The organism is Kitasatospora sp. NPDC058218 (assembly GCF_042882445.1).
In the GTDB taxonomy this organism is placed as follows: Bacteria; Actinomycetota; Actinomycetes; order Streptomycetales; family Streptomycetaceae; genus Kitasatospora.
Genome location: NZ_JBHVWC010000020.1, coordinates 1 through 12455 on the forward strand (window position 1 = coordinate 1; position 12455 = coordinate 12455).

13 protein-coding genes and 1 pseudogene are annotated in these 12455 nt (G+C 74.0%); 10 read left to right on the plus strand and 4 right to left on the minus strand.

The genetic code is table 11. The features are described from left to right. From ACFVYI_RS14785 to ACFVYI_RS14805, 5 genes and pseudogenes are all read left to right on the plus strand, one after another. Positions 1-316, plus strand: a pseudogene (locus ACFVYI_RS14785) (DEAD/DEAH box helicase); the annotation flags it as partial. 131 nt (positions 317-447) lie between these two features. Next, positions 448-1335 (plus strand): alpha/beta fold hydrolase, encoded by an 888-nt coding sequence (locus ACFVYI_RS14790; protein ID WP_387885105.1) that lies wholly within the window; start codon positions 448-450, stop codon positions 1333-1335. A 379-nt stretch (positions 1336-1714) separates the two neighbouring features. Further along, positions 1715-1861: a hypothetical protein gene (locus tag ACFVYI_RS14795; RefSeq protein ID WP_360632886.1), complete on the plus strand. Its 147-nt coding sequence runs from the start codon at positions 1715-1717 to the stop codon at positions 1859-1861. Between the two features lie 318 nt (positions 1862-2179). Next, the gene (locus tag ACFVYI_RS14800) at positions 2180-2818 is read left to right on the plus strand and encodes a DUF6758 family protein (protein WP_387885107.1); all 639 of its coding nucleotides are present in this window, start codon (positions 2180-2182) and stop codon (positions 2816-2818) included. A 63-nt stretch (positions 2819-2881) separates the two neighbouring features. Next, positions 2882-3742 carry a PHP domain-containing protein gene (locus ACFVYI_RS14805; RefSeq protein WP_387885108.1) on the plus strand — a complete coding sequence of 287 codons (861 nt, stop codon included), beginning with the start codon at positions 2882-2884 and terminating at the stop codon, positions 3740-3742. 109 nt (positions 3743-3851) lie between these two features. Here the strand turns inward: ACFVYI_RS14805 and ACFVYI_RS14810 are convergent, their stop codons facing one another. Then, positions 3852-4499 carry a suppressor of fused domain protein gene (locus tag ACFVYI_RS14810; RefSeq protein WP_387885111.1) on the minus strand — a complete coding sequence of 216 codons (648 nt, stop codon included), beginning with the start codon at positions 4497-4499 and terminating at the stop codon, positions 3852-3854. Positions 4500-4952: 453 nt separating this feature from the next. Between ACFVYI_RS14810 and corA the strand changes: the two genes are divergently transcribed. Continuing rightward, complete coding sequence (gene corA / locus ACFVYI_RS14815) at positions 4953-6077, plus strand: magnesium/cobalt transporter CorA (RefSeq protein WP_387885113.1); 1125 nt, start codon at positions 4953-4955, stop codon at positions 6075-6077. 13 nt (positions 6078-6090) lie between these two features. On the opposite strand, the gene ACFVYI_RS14820 is transcribed toward corA, so the two are convergent. Beyond that, positions 6091-7023, minus strand: a complete 933-nt coding sequence (locus ACFVYI_RS14820) for a DMT family transporter (RefSeq protein WP_387885115.1) — start codon at positions 7021-7023, stop codon at positions 6091-6093. Positions 7024-7146: 123 nt separating this feature from the next. On the opposite strand from ACFVYI_RS14820, the gene ACFVYI_RS14825 reads away from it, so the two are divergent. The 4 genes from ACFVYI_RS14825 (at position 7147) to ACFVYI_RS14840 (ending at position 10992) form a co-directional block, all read left to right on the plus strand. Next, on the plus strand, positions 7147-7704 hold the full coding sequence (locus ACFVYI_RS14825) for a hypothetical protein (RefSeq protein WP_387885116.1): 558 nt from the start codon (positions 7147-7149) through the stop codon (positions 7702-7704). Between the two features lie 144 nt (positions 7705-7848). Continuing rightward, a complete protein-coding gene (locus tag ACFVYI_RS14830; RefSeq protein WP_387885117.1) occupies positions 7849-9132 on the plus strand; it encodes a magnesium transporter MgtE N-terminal domain-containing protein in 1284 nt (427 codons plus the stop codon). Positions 9133-9208: 76 nt separating this feature from the next. Continuing rightward, positions 9209-9775 (plus strand): DUF1003 domain-containing protein, encoded by a 567-nt coding sequence (locus tag ACFVYI_RS14835; RefSeq protein ID WP_387885305.1) that lies wholly within the window; start codon positions 9209-9211, stop codon positions 9773-9775. A gap of 56 nt (positions 9776-9831) precedes the next feature. Next, on the plus strand, positions 9832-10992 hold the full coding sequence (locus ACFVYI_RS14840) for an Mrp/NBP35 family ATP-binding protein (protein WP_387885119.1): 1161 nt from the start codon (positions 9832-9834) through the stop codon (positions 10990-10992). A 63-nt stretch (positions 10993-11055) separates the two neighbouring features. Here ACFVYI_RS14840 and ACFVYI_RS14845 read toward each other — a convergent pair whose 3' ends face one another. Then, on the minus strand, positions 11056-11730 hold the full coding sequence (locus ACFVYI_RS14845; protein WP_387885122.1) for a hypothetical protein: 675 nt from the start codon (positions 11728-11730) through the stop codon (positions 11056-11058). Between the two features lie 228 nt (positions 11731-11958). Further along, a complete protein-coding gene (locus ACFVYI_RS14850) occupies positions 11959-12411 on the minus strand; it encodes a sec-independent translocase (RefSeq protein ID WP_387885124.1) in 453 nt (150 codons plus the stop codon). Positions 12412-12455 lie beyond the last annotated feature (44 nt).

Here is a 12455-nt window from a genome sequence, read left to right on the forward strand (position 1 = left end):
CCGCCGTCGCCGCCCGCGCGGCGCCGCCGGCGAGACCGCCGTCGCCGCGGTGGCCGAGGCGCCCGCCGCGGTGGCCGAGGCCGCTGCTCCGGCCGCCGCCGAGAAGGTCACGGAGAAGCCCTCGGAGAAGTCCGAGGAGAAGCCGGCCGCCAAGCGGACCCGCTCGCGGGCCAAGGCGAAGGCCGAGCCCGCCGCCGAGGCCGCCACGGCGCCCGAGGCCGGCGTGGACGCCCCGGCCGAGGCCCCGGCCCCGCGCCGTCGGGCCCGCACCCGCCGCCCGGCCGCCGAGGCCCCCGAGGCGACGCCGGAGAGCTGATCCCGGCACCGCACCACGCGGAGGGGGCGGCCCCGTCCACCACAGGACGGGGCCGCCCCCTCCGGCGTGTCCACCCGGCTACGCTCGGGGGTTACCGGCCAGTCGCCCCGCCGCACCGCAGGAGATCGCCCATGAGCACGCCGCCGTTCCTCACCCTCCCCCGCTGTGCGCGAGCCCTGCGGGTGGCGACGGCGCGCGGGGAGTTCGCCGCACTGCGGGCCGAACCGGCGGGTGCGGTCCGCGGGGCGGCCCTGCTGGTCCCCGGGTTCACCGGCAGCAAGGAGGACTTCATCGCGCTGCTGGAGCCGCTGGCCGCGGCCGGCTACCGGGTGACCGCGATCGACCAGCGCGGCCAGCACGAGAGCGGCGGCCCCGACGACCCGGCCGCCTACGCCGTCGACGCCCTGGGGGCGGACGTCCGGGCGCTGACCGAGGCGCTCGCCGAGGGCGCCGCACCGCTGCACCTGCTCGGTCACTCCTTCGGCGGCCAGGTGGCCCGGGAGGCCGTCCTCGCGGCCGCCGCCGACGGCCCGCTGCCGTGGAGCTCGCTGACCCTGATGTCCACCGGCCCCGCCTCGATCCAGCCCGGTGAGGCGGAGCGGACCAAGCTGCTGATCGACGTGCTGCCGTCGATGAGCCTGGAGGAGATCTGGCAGGTGCTCCAGCAGATGGACCAGCAGGCGCAGGAACAGGGCGGCGACGCGGTGCGCCGTCCGTCCCCGGAGGTCGCGGAGTTCCTGCACCGCCGCTGGGTGGCCAACGTGCCGCAGGCGCTCGCCACCACCGGCGCCCATCTGATCGCCGCTCCCGACCGGGTGGACGAGCTGGCCGCGACCGCGTCCGCGCTGCCCGCGCTGGTGCTCTCCGGGGTCCGGGACTACGCCTGGCCGGTGCCGGAGCAGACCCGGATGGCCGAGCGCCTGGGCGCCCGCCGCGTGGTGATCGAGGACGCCGGCCACTCCCCCAACGCCGAGCGGCCGGCCGCCACCGCCGCGGCCCTGGCGGACTTCTGGGGCTGAGCCCGGGACGCCCCGGGGCGTCCCGGCCCGCCCCCGCACGCCCCCGGGGCCCGCGGCGCGGCCGTGCGCCCACGCCCCACGGTGGCGGATCCCACAGGACAAAAGTCGTTAGTTGCGGTAATATTTGATTCTGTCCGGGAATCATCGTCGCTGCCGACGCTGGCGACAATCCGCCGAAACCTGGACTTTACGGGTGGGCAACGGCCCGGTAGCAGCACCACGACACAGTGGTTCACGAGGCACCAGACGCACTTGGCAAGCAGGGGGAGCCCCTTTGCCTCAGCAGATCGTCGACCGTTCGAACCGACAGACCGCGAAAGGGCTGATACCCACTCAGCCACGACCGCCCCGCCCGACGGGGCAAGAAAAGGAGAGGCCCATGCGCTTCGAGATCCTCCGACTGGACGACGCCCACGGCACCGCCACCGACCGCGTGATCGCCGACGCCGAAACCGTCCGCGAACTCGTCCAGGCCGCCGCCCGCACCGGCGAGCGCCTGCTCATCCGTCCGTGCCCGACCGTCTGACCCAGCGCGGCGCCTCCGACCGGGAGCCCTCACCCGCCGCCGAAGAGCCGGGAGCGTCCGATCCGGACGTTCCGATACCGGGCTGACGCCCCGTCACCGCGATCGCCGATGACGGGGCGTCAGTGCGTCCGGGCCCGTTCCCCGCACGGCGGCACCGACGTTTGCCGCCGCCCTCCGCTGGACATCCCCTAGCGGGAACCGCCCGCAGCGCGCCCAGCCGGCGACGGACGGGCGTCCGCCACCGACAGGTGCCGCCGCGCCCTCCGTACGGGTGATCGTCCTTGACGCGGCGGTCCGGAGGGAGGAGCGTTGTCGGCTATGAGGGGCGAGCCTAGCTGCCCGAGGTGCGCCGGTCGGGTCCGCGCCCCCGGTCTGTTCTCAGACACCTGGCAGTGCGACCGGCACGGAGCGGTGCACCCGATGCAGCCCGTGCTGCCCCCGAGCGTGGAGGCGCTCGGCGTCGCCGTCGCCCGTTCCCAGGTCCCGGTCTGGCTGCCCTGGCCCCTTCCGGTCGGCTGGCTCTACACCGGCATCGCGCACGTCGGCGACGACGTCTCGGGCGCCCGGGCCACCGCCGTCGCCTGCTCCGGACCGGCGCCGCTGGGCGGCTTCGGCGAGCTGGTGCTGGTCGCGGAGGAGCTCGGGGTCGGGCTCGGCGCCCGGTACGCGGGCCTGTCCGGCCCGGACCCGGGCGAGTCGGTCTCCCTCTACAAGCCCGCCGACGCCAAGCTGATGGCGGCCGGGCGCCCCACCCCGATGTTCCACGTGCCGGACGCGCCGGCCGACCGCGCGGTGTTCGTCGGCGAGGCCCGCGGCCTCTGGCTCTGGGCGGTGGCCTGGCCGGAGCAGTCAGCCCTGGTGATGTACGACGAGCTGGTCCTCACCGACCTGCGCGAGGCCGGCGCCGAGTTGGACCTGCTGCCCTGCGGCGCGCTCTCCCCCCAACTGCTCGGCTGACGGCCCCGCGGGCGCCCGCACTATCCTGGGCGACACCCGCCACCCAGCCCAGGAGCCGACTCCGTGCGCATCGACCTGCACGCCCACAGCAACGCCTCCGACGGCACCGACAGCCCGGCCGAGCTGGTCGCGGCGGCGGCCGCCGCGGGCCTGGACGTGGTGGCGCTCACCGACCACGACACGGTGGCCGGCCACGCCGAGGCCGCCGAGGCGGTGCACGCGCTGCCGGCCGGCACCCGACTGGCCCTCGTCCCGGGCGCCGAGCTGTCCTGCGCGGTGGACGGCATCAGCCTGCACCTGCTGGCCTACCTCTTCGACCCCGCCGAACCGGCCTTCGCGCGCGAGCGCGAGCTGGTGCGCACCGACCGGTTCCGGCGCGGGCGGGCGGTCGTCGAGCGCTGCCGCGCGCTGGGCGCCGACATCAGCTGGGAGCAGGTCCAGCGGATCGCGGGGACCGGCTCGGTCGGCCGGCCGCACATCGCGAGCGCCCTGGTCGAGGCGGGGGTGGTGGCCACCGTCTCCGACGCCTTCACCCCGGACTGGCTGGCCAACGGCGGGCGGGCGGACGTCCGCAAGCACGAGACCGACCCGGCCGAGGCCGTCCGGCTGGTCCGGGCGGCGGGCGGGGTGCCGGTCTTCGCCCACCCGGGCGCGGTCAAGCGCGGGCGGACCGTCTCCGACCAGGTGATCGCGGACCTCGCGGCGGCCGGGCTCGCGGCGCTGGAGGTCGACCACACCGACCACGACGAGCCCACCCGGGCCCGGCTGCGCGCACTGGCCGCCGACCTCGGTCTGCTGACCACCGGGTCCAGCGACTACCACGGCAGCCGCAAGACCGTCCGGCTCGGCGAGCACACCACCGACCCCGCCGTCTACGAGGCGTTGCTGGCCCAGGCCACCGGCGCGAAGCCGATCGGGGGCTGAGCCCTCCCGGCCGGGCACGCGGGCGTGCGGGAGCGTACGGCCGGGTGCGGCCGCGGCGCGCGCCCCTGTGACGCCGGCGGCGGGCACCGGCGTCACAGCTGACGCGGCGTCAGTCCAGCGGCACACCGCGGCGGTCGGCGTCGCGCAGATCGGTGCCGTGCTTCAGCCAGCGCTCCTCCAGCGCGGCCGCGCCGTGCACCCGCTTCCAGCCGGCCTCGTTGGGCGTCATCGGCAGCAGCGGCAGGAAGCGCACCGGGTCGGCCGGCTCGTCCAGCTCCAGATCGGCCACCAGACCGCCCGGCTCCGCGGCCAGCACCGAGGTGAACGGGGCGCCGTCCCAGAGCGGGGCGCCGAGGTCCAGCGAGCCACCGGGGGCCAGCACCAGGCCCTCCACCTGCGGCGTCGCGGCGAAGGTGGCCAGGGTGCGGAGCACGCTGTCGCGGACCCCACGGACCGTCAGCACCAGTTCGGCGCGCGGGCCGCGGAGCTGGTCGGCGACCGGCGCGGTCGGGTCCGCCATCGGCGCGGCGGCCATCCCGAGCGTGGCGTAGCGGACCAGGCCCTCGGCGTCCGGGCCGAAGCGCAGCACCTCGATCCGGTCCGCGCCGAGGAAGGTGACCGCGGCGCGGCCGCTCGGCTCGCCGAAGGTGGTCAGCAGCCGGGCCTCGACGGCGGCCAGCACCGCCTCGCGGGAGAGGCCGGCGGGGTCGTGGGAGCCGCCGGAAGGGTCACCGAAGAGCGGAAAGTCGTGCGCCATGCCGGTGAGCGTAACCGGTGCGCCCGCGGAGCCGGCGCGGCCACCGGGAGAACATCGCAGCGACGATGCCCGGTCAGATGTTAGTGTGAGCGACTGGCCACCGGGGATCCTCTCTCCGGGGCAGCGGCGTGAAGGAGGTGGTTGCGGTGGATACCAGCCGACCATGCAGTACCGGCAGCTCTACCCGGCCCGGACGCCTTCCCCGTACCCCTCGCCTCGCAGGCTGAAACAGCAGCACCAGTAGCTGGAACTGCAGCCGCGTCCACCGAGACGATCGAGGCGGTGTCGGCCCGGCCGGGAGAGCACCCTCACCGGCGTCCGGTCGTTCCAGCGCGAGCCCCAGCAAGGCCGAGGACCGACCGCAGGCGTCATTCCACCGGTGTTCCATGCCGTCGCACCACGGCCACCCGTCACCGCGCCGCCGTGCGGCGGTTCCTGCCCAGGGAGCCTGCCATGTCGATGATCAACAGCCTGCGCGCAGCCGTCCGCACCAACCGCCGCCGCTCCGCGGCCGGCCTGTTCGACTCGATCCACCCGGGCCAGTCCGCCTCCGCGGTGGTGGACTGCGCGGTCTACCAGTCCGGCAAGCGGCACGGCGAGACCTGCAGCCCGCGCGAGGCGGCCCGCCGGGTGAAGGCGTCGCAGCAACTGCCGGACGGTACGGGATCGTTCAGCTGGATCGGGCTGCACGAGCCGACCGAGGCCGAGTTCGAGGGCATCGCGCAGCGCTTCGGCCTGCACCCCCTGGCGGTCGAGGACGCCGTCCACGCGCACCAGCGGCCCAAGGTCGAGCGGTACGACGACGTGCTGTTCGCCGTCTTCAAGACGATCCGCTACGTCGAGCACGACCAGCTCACCCCGACCAGCGAGGTGGTCGAGACCGGCGAGCTGATGGTCTTCGCCGGGCGGGACTTCGTCATCACCGTCCGGCACGGCGGGCACAGTTCGCTGCAGGAGCTGCGGCACCGGCTGGAGGCCGACGCGGACGGCTCCGGGCTGCTGGCCAAGGGCCCCTCCGCGGTGCTGCACGCCATCGCCGACCACGTGGTGGACAACTACCTGCTGGTCGCCGACCGGCTGCAGACGGACGTCGACGAGATCGAGTTCGACGTCTTCTCCAACAAGGGCGGCCGGGGCACCGACGTCGGCCGGGTCTACCAGCTCAAGCGCGAGGTACTGGAGTTCAAGCGGGCGGTGACGCCCCTGCTGCGGCCGATGCAGCAGCTCTCCGAGCCGCTCCAGCGGCTGGTCGACCCGGACATCCAGAAGTACTTCCGGGACGTCGCCGACCACCTCGCCAGAGTCACCGAGCAGGTCCACGGCTTCGACGAACTGCTGAACTCGCTGCTCCAGGCCAACCTGGCACAGGTCTCGGTCGCGCAGAACGAGGACATGCGCAAGATCACCGCCTGGGCGGCGATCTTCGCCGTGCCCACCATGATCACCGGCGTCTACGGCATGAACTTCGACTACATGCCGGAGTTGCACCACGAGTACGGCTACCCGATGGTGCTCGGCAGCGTCGTCCTGATCTGCGTCGGGATGTACCGCGGCTTCCGCCGCAACGGCTGGCTGTAGCCGGGCGGCAGACCTAGCGCCGGCCGTCCCGGGCCACCAGCACCAGGCCCAGCAGGATCAGCACCACCGCCGGGTAGGCGGCCACCGGGGGCCACTGGCCGAGCCAGAGCGCCGCGATCAGCGCGGCGCCCGGGGTCTCCAGCAGGATCGCGGTCGAGGTGAGGGACGGGCCGAGGGTACGCACCACCCGGTTGCTGAGCGAGTGGCCGAGCAGCTGGGCGGTGACCATCAGCAGCACGATCTGCCACCAGACGCCGGCCGGCCACCCGGCCATCGACGTCCCGGCGGCCAGGCAGACCACCAGCAGGACCACCGCCGTGGTGGCGTAGCAGACCAGGGTGTAGGCGGTGGTGCTGACGGTCCGGCGGACCTCGGCCCCCAGCAGCATGTAGCCGGCCGCGGCGAGGCCCGCGCCGAGCGCCAGCGCATCGCCCAGCAGGGCGCGCGGCGAGAGCGTGAGGTCGACCCCGGTGAGCACCAGCACACCGGCGAAGGCCACCGTCATGCCGATCCAGACCGCGCGGGGCGCCCGCACCCCGCGCAGCCGCATCAGCAGGATGGTCCAGAGCGGGGTGGTGGTCACCAGCGCGGTCGCCGAGGCCACCGAGGTCATCCGCAGGCTCGGCATCCAGAGCGCGAAGTGCACGGCGAGCAGCGCGCCGGCCGCCACCGCCAGCAGCAGCGCCCGGCGGCCGATCCCGCGCAGCTCGGCCCGGTGCCGCAGCAGCGCGTACGGCCCCAGCACGCCGACCGACATGACGTTGCGCCAGAACGCGATCGCCAGGGCGGGTGCGGCGGTGGCACTGATCAGCGGCGCGGAGAGCGAGATGCCGGAGATCGAGACGGCGAGCAACAGCAGGTCGATCCTGGGGAGCGGCTGGGTCGGCGCCGCCGCGGCGGAACCGGACGCGACGGAGGGGGCTGCGGTCTCGGGCCGGGCGGGCACGGTGCTCCTCGGGCTCGGGGTCGGACTGGGCGGCTCCTAAGGTAAGGCCCGTGCGGCCATCACGGAACTGTCGCCCGACGGGTGAGACACCCCGTGGACGGCACAGGCCGTACGCTGTCCGCCATGGACCGTACGCCCGCCGCCGCCACCGCCGACGACTTCCTCGACCGGGCCCTGTTGGAGGAGGCCGCGAAGAAGTCCGGCCTGCTCTGGGTGCGCGCGGACGGCCAGGAGCACAGCCGCCCGCTCTGGCACGCCTGGCACGACGGCGCGGTGGTCGTGGTCGGCGACGGCGGCGAGCAGCCGCTGCACGGCCTGACCGCCGGATCGGGCGCGGTGGTGACGGTCCGCAGCAAGGACAAGGGCGGCCGGCTGACCGGCTGGGCGGCCCGCGTCGTCGAGCCGGCGCCGCGGAGCGAGGCCTGGCTCGGCGCGGTCGAGGAGCTCAAGGGCAAGCGGCTGAACGCGCCCGACACCGACACCATCACCGACCGCTGGGCCCGCGAGTGCCGGGTGCTCCGGCTGGAGCCGGTCGGCACCGGCCCGGGCCTGCTCGACGAGCACCCGGGCGCCATGCCCGAGGGCTCCCACGCCACCGCCCCGATGCCCACCGGCGCCACCACCCGCAAGCCCGTTCCGGCCGGCCTCCCGAAACTGCTGTTCAAGCGCCGCAAGAGCTAGCCCGCTCCGGGTCCGCGCCCGGTCCGCGCCCGGGCACGGAAGCGGCGTCGTGGCTCGTCGGGCCGGGTGCGGGGGGCGCGGGTAGCCTTGGCCGCGGGGCGTGCCCGCGCGCCCCTCCGGGCGTCGAGCGAGGCGAGGGAGTCCATGGCAGGAGCAGGCAGCCGGGTCTTCATCTCGCACCTCTCCGGCGTCGCCGTCTTCGACCCGAACGGCGACCAGACCGGCCGGGTCCGCGACGTGGTGGTCACGCTCCGCCTCGGCGGCCGGCCGCCCCGGGTGCTCGGGCTGGTGGTCGAGGTGATCGGCCGCCGCCGGATCTTCCTGCCGATGACCAGGGTGACCAGCCTGGAGTCCGGCCAGGTGCTCACCACCGGCGTGATCAACATGCGCCGCTTCGAGCAGCGCCCGGCCGAGACCCTCGTCCTCGGCGAACTGCTGGACCGCACCGTCACCTGGACCAAGACCGACCAGGACGTCACCGTCCTGGACGTCGCCATGGTGCAGACCCGGCTGCGCGAGTGGGAGATCAGCAAGGTCTTCGTCCAGGTCGGCCGGGTCGGCCGGCTGCGCAAGGCCAAGGGCGAGTCGCTCACCCTGGACTGGAAGGACGTCACCGGCTTCACCCTCCCCGAGGAGGGCCAGGGCGCCGCCAACCTGCTCGCCACCTTCGACCAGCTGCGCCCCGCCGACCTCGCCAACGTCATGCACCACCTCTCCGCCAAGCGCCGCGCCGAGGTGGCCGCCGCACTCGACGACGAACGGCTCGCCGACGTCCTGGAGGAGCTGCCCGAGGACGACCAGGTCGAGATCATCGGCAAGCTGAAGGACGAGCGCGCCGCCGACGTCCTGGAGGCGATGGACCCGGACGACGCCGCCGACCTGCTCTCCGAACTGCCCGGCGACGAGGCCGAGCGGCTGCTCCAGCTGATGGAGCCCGACGAGGCCGAACCGGTCCGCCGCCTGCTGTCGTACGAGGAGAACACCGCCGGCGGTCTGATGACCACCGAGCCGATCGTGCTGGAGCCGGACGCCACGGTGGCCGAGGCGCTGGCCCGCGTCCGGGTCTCCGACAACAAGCCGGCGCTGGCCGCCCAGGTCTTCGTCTGCCGCCCGCCGAACGAGACGCCGACCGGCAAGTACCTGGGCACCGTGCACTTCCAGCGGCTGCTGCGCGAACCCCCGTACACCCTGGTCGGCTCGCTGGTCGACGACGACCTCGACCCGCTGCCGCCGGACACCCCGCTGCCCCTGATCACCAGCTACCTGGCGACGTACAACATGGTCGCCGCGCCCGTGGTCGACGAGGCGGACCACCTGATCGGCGCGGTGACGGTCGACGACGTGCTCGACCACCTGCTGCCCGAGGACTGGCGCGAGGCCGCGCTGCACGGACTGGACGACGAGCGAGAGGTGACCGGTGGACGCTGACCGCAAGGGCCGACGGGACGACAGCCCCCGCCAGCGCCTGCAGGGCGAACTGCGCCAACTGCGCCAGCTGCGCGAACTGCGGGCCCGCGAGGGCGCCCGCGACCGGCGCAGCGAGCCCTCGACCGGCGGCCCCGCCCGCTCCCGGCTCGACCAGCCGCGAACCACCCGCCCCGGCCTGATCACCCTGCCGACGTACGACCCGGAGGCCTTCGGCAAGCTCTCCGAGCGGATCGCGCGCTTCCTCGGCACCGGGCGCTTCATCGTCTGGATGACGGTCGTGGTGGTCGTCTGGGTGGGCTGGAACACCGTGCTGCCGGACCAGGTCCACTTCGACGACTACCCGTTCATCTTCCTCACCCTGATGCTCTCCCTGCAGGCCTCGTACGCGGCGCCGCTGATCCTGCTGGCCCAGAACCGCCAGGACGACCGGGACCGCGTCAACATGGAGCAGGACCGCGCCCGCAGCGACCGGAACATCGCCGACACCGAGTACCTGACCCGGGAGGTCGCGGCGCTGCGCCAGGGCCTCGGCGAGGTCGCCACCCGGGCCTTCATCGCCTCGGAGCTGGGCACCGTCCGCTCCGAACTGCAGTCCCTGCTCAAGGAGATCGACGAGCGCCGGCAGGGCTCCGAGATGCTGTGACCGGCAGCACGCTACCGACGGGTTAAGCGGTACGCCCGGCGCCGTACCATCAAGGCATGGCCAACGAGACAGAGGTCGCGGCCGGCGTCACGGAGGAGTCCGTACGCCAGGCGCTGTCGACCGTGAACGACCCGGAGATCAACCGCCCGATCACCGAGATCGGCATGGTGAAATCGGTCGAGATCGCCGAGGGCGGCGAGGTCCGCGTCGCGGTCTACCTCACCGTCTCCGGCTGCCCGATGCGCGACACCATCGTCACCCGGGTCCGCGACGCGGTCGGCAAGGTCCCCGGCGTGACCGGCGTCGAGGTCGAGCTCGACGTGATGAGCGACGAGCAGCGCAAGGAGCTCTCCCAGCTGCTGCGCGGCGGTGCCCCGGAGCGGGAGATCCCGTTCGCCAAGCCCGGCACGCTGACCCGCGTCTACGCGGTCGCCTCCGGCAAGGGCGGCGTCGGCAAGTCCTCCGTGACGGTGAACCTGGCGGCCGCGATGGCCGCGGACGGCCTGAAGGTCGCCGTGGTCGACGCCGACATCTACGGCCACAGCGTGCCGCGCATGCTGGGCGTCGAGGGCCGGCCCACCCAGGTCCAGGACATGATCATGCCGCCGCAGGCGAACGGCGTGAAGGTCATCTCGATCGGCATGTTCACCCCCGGCAACGCCCCGGTGGTCTGGCGCGGACCGATGCTGCACCGCGCCCTCCAGCAGTTCCTGGCCGACGTGTACTGGGGCGACCTCGACGTCCTGCTGCTGGACCTGCCGCCCGGCACCGGTGACATCGCGATCTCGGTCGCGCAGCTCGTCCCGAACGCGGAGATCCTGATCGTCACCACCCCGCAGATGGCCGCCGCCGAGGTGGCCGAGCGGGCCGGCACCATCGCGGTGCAGACGCACCAGAAGATCGTCGGCGTGATCGAGAACATGTCCGGCATGCCCTGCCCGCACTGCGACGAGATGATCGACGTGTTCGGCACCGGCGGCGGCCAGATCGTCGCGGACGCGCTCACCCGGACCGTCGGCGCCAACGTGCCGGTGCTCGGCTCGATCCCGATCGACGTCCGGCTGCGCGAGGGCGGCGACGACGGCCGCCCGGTCGTGCTCGCCGCCCCCGACTCCCCCGCCGGCGCCGCCCTGCGCGCCGTCGCGGGCAAGCTCGGCGGCCGCCAGCGCGGCCTCTCCGGCCTCTCCCTCGGACTCACCCCGAAGAACAAGTTCTGATCGTCGCGTCGCGAAGGGCCGGGCGGTTGCCCGGCCCTTCGTGCTGCCCCGGTCGGGGCGGGCCTACGGGCGGGTGTAGGCCGTCAGGTCGGGGACGGTGGAGAAGCCGGTGCCGTAGGCGCTGACGCCGCGGCCGTAGGCGCCGAGGAGGACGCCGGGGGCCTCGCCCGCGAGCACCCAGCCGTACTCGGACTCGCGGTAGCGGAAGGGCTGCGGCAGCCCGTTCACCGGGAGGCTGAGGGTGGACCAGCCGGGGCCGGCCAGGTCGTCGGCGAGGTCCCAGGCGAGGGTGCTCTGCTGGTCCAGCCAGTCCTGGCGCAGCGCGCGGTCCAACTGGCCCGGCCAGGTGGACGCGAGCAGGCCGGAGCCGGCCAGCCAGGCGGCGGAGGAGGCCGAGGTCGCCTCCAGCGTGCCGGTGTTGTCGGCGCTGCGGCGGCTGCCCCGGCGGGCGACCGTGACGACGACGGCGAACTTGCGCATGTCGCGCGGCTCGTACTGCCGGGCCGGCTCCTCGCCGTGGCCGAGGGTGCCGTAGTCGACGCTGCCGGCCGCCCCGCCGCGCGGGCCGCCGGCGCCGGCCTGCATCAGGTAGCGGCGGCCGCTCCAGCCGTCGTCCAGCCCGTACCAGGGGAAGTCCGCCGACAGGTAGGGGACCAGTGGGTCCGCCGGGCCGGCCTGTCCGCCGACCATCGGGCCGTCAGCCGTCGCCGTCCCCACCGCATGACTCGTCGCGTCCATCCCCGGACCTCCTCAACGCAGATTGCCTGCCGTGGCGCGCTCCCATCGTGGCGTACCGCGGCGTCTCCGCCGGGTGCCTTCGGTCCGGAAGCGACCGGAAGTGACCGACGGCACAGCGGGAACAATCAGCACAATAGCGGCGCACACGCCACCGCCCCGCTCAGCCGTGCGGCCGGGCGGGGCGGTGGCGTGTGCCCGGGTCCCAGCGCCCGGAGGCGAGTGGGCGAATTACGTCGCGTCAGGGTCGAACGGGGGGCGCTCGCCTGGCTGGAGCGCGGGGCCGGAGGAGGCCGCACCCGCCGCACCCGCGGCGCCGGCCTTGTCCATGCTGACCGTGCCGGCGCGGCCGTGGCCGTTCACGGCGGCGGCGGGCTTGTCGTCCAGCACCGAGCGGATGTCCAGGCTGTCCCGGATCTCCTTGAGGCCCAGCGGGTCCTCCTGGCCGCCCATGAGCTGCTTGCGGACGAAGGTCTTGGGGTGGAGGTCCTCGAACTCGAAGTCCTTGAACTCAGGGCCCAGCTCACTGCGGATGTCCTCCTTCGCGGTGTCGGCGAAGGAGCGGACCTTCTTGATGAAGCCCATGGTGTCCTGGATCAGCTTCGGCAGCTTGTCCGGACCGAAGATCACGATGGCCATGATGACCAGAGTCAGGATCTCCAGCCCGCCTACGTCGCTGAACACCTAAGCTCCCTCAGCTCGTCGGACAACGGTTCCTACAGCGTAAT